This window comes from Micromonospora sp. CPCC 206171 (genome assembly GCF_036906755.1).
Taxonomy (GTDB): domain Bacteria; phylum Actinomycetota; class Actinomycetes; order Mycobacteriales; family Micromonosporaceae; genus Micromonospora; species Micromonospora purpureochromogenes.
Map to the genome: position 1 here is coordinate 154,362 of NZ_JBAKHT010000013.1, position 6,168 is coordinate 160,529.

A 6,168-nucleotide genomic window follows, 5' to 3' on the forward strand; every position below is an offset into this window, starting at 1 on the left:
GGACATGCGGTTGGGACGGCGTGTCCTCGGCTGGCTCCGCCGCCGGGATCCGGGATATCGCACAGTTCGCCGGGCGGCGCGGCTGACGTTCGTCGCCTCCGTCAGCTTCTACGGCTGCCGGTACGGCCTGGACAGCACGGTCCTGGCGACGTACGCGTTGTTCGCCACGGTCGCTACCGGCTCGTTCGCCCAGTTGCCGGGCGACGCGTCCCAGCGAGCGCGCACGCTGCTCGCCGCATTGCCGATGGCGTGGGTGCTGGTGGCCATCGGCACCGTCCTGGCCTGGGGCACCTGGGCTGCGCCGGTCGGGATGCTGGTCGTCGGGTTCGCCGTGGCGTTCGCCGGCGTCGGCGGCCCGCGCCTGGTCGGGCTGGCCAACGCGTTCCAGCTCTTCTACATCCTGGCCTGCTTCCCGCCGTATCAGCCCGGGACGCTGCCGGCCCGGTTGGCTGGGGTGACGGTGGGCATCGTGCTGGTGAGCCTCAGCGAGGCGACGCTGTGGCCCGACCCGCCACCGGTCGTCTTCTCGCACCGTTTGGGCGACGCGGCGCGGGAGGTCGGCGCGTTCCTTGAGGGAATCGCGGACGTGGCGTCCGGGCGGCAGAGTGCCGACGCGGAGCTGGCGCGGCGCCACCCTCGAGCCATCCGTGCGGTCGAACAGGTGCGGATACTGCAGCTAACCCCTACCCAGCGGCCCATGTCCGCCGGTGTGCGGGACCGTGCGTTGCGAGACGCTGCCGCCGCCGTACACGAGATGCTCGCGCTCGCCGAGTCGCTCGCGACCGGACGGGGGGCAGCCGAGGCCAGGGACGCCGACGCGGCGCGGCTGCTGCGGCAGTCGGCAGCATCGATCCGCTCCTCCGGCGACATCGCGCTCGGGGAAGCACAGGCCGCCGGCGCGGACGACCACCTAGATGCCGCAAGCGCCGCACTCGAAAGGCGGCGGGCCCGGGCGGGGCAGCGGACCCACGCCACTCGTCTGCGTGTAGCCGCCATCGTTCAGGCGGTGGTCGTACAGGCCGACATCTTGGCGACCGCCACGCGGCTGGCTGGCGGTTTCCCGACCAGACAGGCGACCGAGCGCCCGGCCACCGGGCCCGACCAGTTCTGGTACGCCCGGCGCAGCGCCCTGTCGTTGTACTGGCAGCAGTTACGCGCACACCTCACACCGCGCTCGGTGTACTTCGAGGGAGCCGTCCGGCTCGCCGTGGCTCTCGCCGCCGCCCGCGTCATCGCCGGAACGTTCAACCTGCTCCACGGCTTCTGGGTGCTTCTCGCCATCCTCACTCTCATGCGGACCTCCGGCGCGGACACCCGCACCACGCTGCGTCCCGCACTGGTCGGCACGCTCATCGGCGCCGTCGCTGGCGGCCTGCTGCTCCTCGCTTCTCCACCGCCCGAGATATACCCGGCGCTGCTGCCGATCACCATGGTGCTGGCGTTCGGCGTCGGCCCCGTGCTGGGCACGGGCTGGTCGCAGGCCATGCTGACACTGCTGCTCATCTTCGTCTTCGCCCAGCTCACGCCGGTGAGCTGGCAGCTGGCCGGGGCCCGCGCGGTGGATGTCCTGATCGGCGCGGCGGTCGGCGTTCTTGCCGGGTTGTTGATGTGGCCCCGAGGCGCCAGCAGTGAGCTGCGGCGCAACGCCGCCGCCTACCTCGCGGCTGCTGCGGAGGCCATCGCACAAACCGTGCAGGCACTCGCGGGGGAAGACCGAACGCCCGGGGCGCTTGACGCGGCGCGTCGAGGAAAGATCCTCACGGACGCATCCTTCGCCCAGTACCATTCCGAGCGCCACGATCCGCGGATGTCGCAGGTGGACTGGGAGGTCGTACTGATCGCCGGTAATCGCACCCTGCGCGGCGCAGAGGCGCTTCTCGCCCGCGACCGGCCCGGAGTCCTGGCGTCCTGGCCCGACTCCGCAGCCCAGCTCGTCGGCTGGGCTCAGCGACTACGGTCCGCTTACGCCCACCTGGCCAGACAGTTGCCGCAGGGCCAGATCCGCCGTCCCGTCGCCCCGCCGGTGGCTGCCACGGACATCGTCGACCACGTCGACGAGAGCATTCGGAGCGGCGAAACCCGCCCCGAGGTCCTGCGCCTGGTCGAGGTCGGCGTGTGGCTTGCCAGCCTCACCGGCCACATCGCGCGGATCCAGTCACCACCGGTGGCGCCGGCGGAATATCGGAAGGAGGCGTAGGCGGATCCCGGGCATCCCGAGTCCGGTCACTGCGGGTGCCTTCGCCGCAGGTGAGATCCGGCGATGTCCGGGAGACCCCTAGACAGGGCCAATTTCGAGGCCGGAAGTTCCGGATCATGTCTCACGGGTGCAGGACCGCCTTGATCACCCCGTCCTCACGGCGGTCGAAGCGCCGGTACAGGTCGGGCGCGTCCGCCAGGGTGCCGTGGTGGGTGACGATGATGCCGGGCCGGGCTCGGCCGGAGACCACCAGGTCGCGCAGCAGCCGGGTGTAGCGGCGGTCGTGGGTGCGGCCGAACCGGACCGCGACGCCCTTGCCGAATAGCGTCCCCCACGGTGCGACCAGGTCTTCCCGGGCGGTCGCCCCGGGCCGCGGGTGCAGGTCCTTGTCCGGGTACACGCCGGCGACGCCGATCGCGCCGGTCGGGTTGACCAGTTGGGCTGCGTCCGCGATCACCTGGTTGGGGCGTTCCTGGTCGGGGTGTTCGCGGTCGCGGGCCTGGAACCCGACCGCGTCGACCACCTTGTCGGCCCCGCTCAACTTTTCCTCTCCGAGGGGCAGCCCTGCCCGTGCCCGGTCCTCCCGGATCTGCTCGACCGGGTCGCCGCGGCGGAAGTCGATCGGGACCGCTCCCAGTTCGCCGGCCTTGTCCAGCCGGGCGTCCACGCCGTCCACGCAGTACACGACCCGGGCGCCCAGGATCAGGGCGGAGTACGCGCTGAGCAACCCGATGGTGCCGGCGCCGAAAACGGCCACCGTGTCACCGGGTTCCACGCCGGCGAGGGTGGCGGCGGCGTGCCAACCGGTGACGAACGCGTCGGCGAGCAGCACGAAGTCGTCCTCGTGCGCGTCGCCGGGCTCCCCGGGCAGGTGCACGCAGTTTGCGTCGGCCCACGGCACGCGAAGCAGGTCGGCCTGGGCACCCCGGTAGGGGCCCATCCCCGCGTAGCCGTACGCCGCGCCCGGCCCCTCGGCGCGGACCCGCAGACACGCCGCGGAAAGTCCCCGGGAGCACATCGCGCAGGTGCCGCAGAACACGTGGGTGGGGATCACCACCCGCATGCCCGGCCGGACGGTCTGCACGGCGCTGCCCACCTGCTCGACCACACCCAGCGGTTCGTGGCCGAACACCAGGCCGGGGCTCGCGCCGGTCCGACCGTCGTACATGTGCAGGTCGGTACCGCACAGGCCGCTGGAGGTGATCCGCACCAACGCGTCGGTCTCCGCCTCGAGCGTCGCGTCGGGCACCTGGTGCACCCCGACGGTCCGGACATCCTCGTAGACCACCGCTCTCATTCGTGCTCCCTCCGGTCGGTGACCCCGTCCCTCCGGCGCGCCAAGCCGACGGCAACGACCACGACACCCACCACCAACGCCCCCGCCAGGGCGGGCGCCCAGATCGGCGCCACGCGTAGCGTCAACGCGCCGAGCACGGCACCGCCGAGCAGCCCGAGCAGGCGGCTGAACCCACCCGCGCCGGCGGCGAACCGATGCGGATCGAGCACGACGCCCCGGACCACGTCGGTGAGCGAGCCGGTCAGGTACGTCTTCGAGGCACCCCCGTACCCCGGAGCTGATCGTGACCACGCTCTGCATCCCGTTCGCCACCGACGCGCCACCGACGCGCCACCGAGCACCGCCAGCCCACCGCCGTCGCCCGGCAGGCGACCTGGGATTAGCTCCGCCGGCAGCAACAGCGGCGAGCGGCAGCCCGGCCTATTCAGCGCCGTGTGTCCATGGCAGCAATGCCAACCCGGTCTCCTGGTCGATTTGCTTTGTGAGGTTCGCTCCGACCTCGGTGATGATGACCTCGAGAGTTGGCCAGACCTCACCCCGCAGGAGGTGGCCCCCGACGGTCGTGCCGTCCCGGTGGCCGAGCACCGTGTGCACGTGCAGAGCTGGCTTGCCCTGGTTGTCGGCGATATCGCCCAGCAGGGACAGGACCTCGACCTGTTCCCGAACCGGAATTCCCAGGTAGGTGCGCTTCCCGCGGTCGAAGTACCCCAGCTCCGCCGACTTGAACCCACCGACGGCCGTGACCTGGGCACCGCGAATGCAGTACCGTTCCGCCACCTCGTTGATGGCGGCCACGGCGTCCTCCCCCTTGCCGACCGCGACCACCACCATGCGCCGGTGACCATCAGTTAGTTCGACGTCCCTCACGATCTTCCTCATCTCGATAAGACGGAGACAGCTAGCCTCACTCAGAGTGAACCGCCGACTCGGATGGGGGCAGCGGTTCTCGGCCTTTCTGGTCGTAGGTTCCGTAGGACGCTGGGCGGGTCACTCGTGAACCGCCTGCCGCCTTTCGGGGTTGGCTCTCCGGGGCTGTGTTGCCCGCCCGGCGTCCGGCCGTGGTTTGACTCAACAGAGGCGTGATCGTCGGCCGGTACTCCAGTTCGGCATGTCGTCCGCGGTCTTCGTCAGTTCGTAGAGGAGTGGGAGGACGACCAGGTGATCACGATCGGGGTGGGCACAAGCGCGCCCACACCGCGACGGCAGTGGACGATGCCAGCCAGCGGCCGTTAGCCAGCCTGCAGATTGAGTCCACCCTGCGTGACTACGGGCGGTTGCTGCGCGCTGGGCCGGCCGCGACGAGCATCGGCAGTGGGCGGTGGAGAGCGGTCGGGGCCTGAGCCGGCGTCTGCCGTCGGGCCATCCTGTAGGCGAAGTCCTGACCGTGTCCGAGTGACCGACCCCGACCGGCTCCTCCAGCGGATTGCCCGGAACGAGAGCAGACGCGCGGCGGGCTGAGCTCGATCAGGCGGCGGTTTCCGCCAATGCGCGCCACGCGTCCCGGTGGGTGGCTTGCCGTGCCGGATCGGCCACCGGGGCCGCGCCAGCAGCCGTCGGGTGTACGGGTGCGCGGGCGCGGCGAGTACCTGGGTCCGCCGGCCCCTGCTCCACGATCAGGGGCCGCCTTCGCAACAAGGCACCTGGCCGCATTTCTGCTGATCAGGGGCCGCCTTCGCATCTGGTGGTGGGTAGAGGATTCGAACCTCTGTAGCTTTCGCGACTGATCTACAGTGCGCCCCATGCGCTCAGTACCCGGGTAGCAAGCCGGGGTGGCCGGGGTGGGTTGGGGCGACTCTTGGGGGAAGTGTCCACCCCGGCCGGACCGGCTCGGCAACGCCGGTCCCTCTTATGGCGATGCGGGGTCAGATTCCGTTACAGCTCAGTCCGAATGCCGGGAATCGGGTGACCCCGTCGTTGGAGGCATTAAAGCCGCCTCGACGAGGTCTCGGCTGGCAGGCTACGGCGCCCACCCAGCATCCGGCGTACGCGGTGATCAGCCCGTCGAACGATGGGAGCTGCTGGCTGGGCTGGGAGCCCTGCCGGGTGATGCCGGCGCGGTGCGGCCGTGTCGTCACTGGTTGCCGCGGTGTGCGCCACCTGGGTCGGCGGCTGGGTTCTCGTCGGAGGGCGAGGTGGCGCCCGACGAGATCCCCGCGACGCCCATGGGGGACTGGAACTGCTCGTCGGGCTGGCCTGGGTCGGCGTGGAGCCGGTCCGGCGCGCCGGGTCCGGGGTCGGCACCGCGGGCGTGCTCGTCGAGTTCGTAAGGAAGGGAGGGATCAACCGGGTTCGTCATGCGGACCAGGTACCACCACGGGAGCGGGCGAAACCCGGCCCCGGGATGGAGGTCGGGCGACCGGCGCGGGACGGCCCGGCACTCCGCGACCGGCCGACTCCGGGCACTCGAGCTCGACCTCGGTGAGGTCGAAGACGAGATATGGCGAGGTCCCCCTGGTGAGCCGGTCAGCAGTAGCGAGCGGGGTCGGTGGGGTCAAGGTGCCTCTGGCTGATCCTTGTCGCGAACAAGGTCTGGTTCCGGCTAACGGCAGTAGGCCTAGCCTTCACCCGGCTCGGGGTATCGCGGGCGGAGGCGGCGCAGCTGTTCCGTCACCGACCAGCCGCCCGTCAGGCACCACAGGGCGATGACCGGGTCGCAGATGGCGCAGCCGTGCGA

General features: G+C 71.0%; 4 protein-coding genes and 1 pseudogene. 1 reads left to right on the top strand and 4 read right to left on the bottom strand.

Annotated elements, in window-relative coordinates; all coding sequences use genetic code 11:
• The first annotated feature begins 4 nt into the window (after window positions 1-4).
• On the top strand, window positions 5-2,197 hold the full coding sequence (locus V6U89_RS17205; protein WP_334572221.1) for an FUSC family protein: 2,193 nt from the start codon (window positions 5-7) through the stop codon (window positions 2,195-2,197).
• A gap of 121 nt (window positions 2,198-2,318) precedes the next feature.
• Here V6U89_RS17205 and V6U89_RS17210 read toward each other — a convergent pair whose 3' ends face one another.
• From V6U89_RS17210 to V6U89_RS17225, 4 genes and pseudogenes are all read right to left on the bottom strand, one after another.
• On the bottom strand, window positions 2,319-3,494 hold the full coding sequence (locus V6U89_RS17210) for a glutathione-independent formaldehyde dehydrogenase (protein ID WP_334572222.1): 1,176 nt from the start codon (window positions 3,492-3,494) through the stop codon (window positions 2,319-2,321).
• Window positions 3,491-3,836, bottom strand: a pseudogene (locus tag V6U89_RS17215) (DUF1275 family protein); the annotation flags it as partial. The gene V6U89_RS17210 and the pseudogene V6U89_RS17215, both read right to left, overlap by 4 nt.
• A gap of 78 nt (window positions 3,837-3,914) precedes the next feature.
• Complete coding sequence (locus V6U89_RS17220) at window positions 3,915-4,373, bottom strand: PPC domain-containing DNA-binding protein (protein ID WP_334572223.1); 459 nt, start codon at window positions 4,371-4,373, stop codon at window positions 3,915-3,917.
• A gap of 1,192 nt (window positions 4,374-5,565) precedes the next feature.
• Entirely contained in the window at window positions 5,566-5,790 is a 225-nt protein-coding gene (locus tag V6U89_RS17225; protein ID WP_334572224.1) for a hypothetical protein, read from the bottom strand.
• Between the last annotated feature and the right edge of the window lie 378 nt (window positions 5,791-6,168).

Bases quoted from the DNA above. Each gene is read 5' to 3' on its own strand.
- V6U89_RS17205 (WP_334572221.1), top strand. From the start codon at position 5: ATGCGGTTGGGACGGCGTGTCCTCGGCTGGCTCCGCCGCCGGGATCCG.
- V6U89_RS17210 (WP_334572222.1), bottom strand. From the start codon at position 3,494: ATGAGAGCGGTGGTCTACGAGGATGTCCGGACCGTCGGGGTGCACCAG.
- V6U89_RS17220 (WP_334572223.1), bottom strand. From the start codon at position 4,373: ATGAGGAAGATCGTGAGGGACGTCGAACTAACTGATGGTCACCGGCGC.
- V6U89_RS17225 (WP_334572224.1), bottom strand. From the start codon at position 5,790: ATGACGAACCCGGTTGATCCCTCCCTTCCTTACGAACTCGACGAGCAC.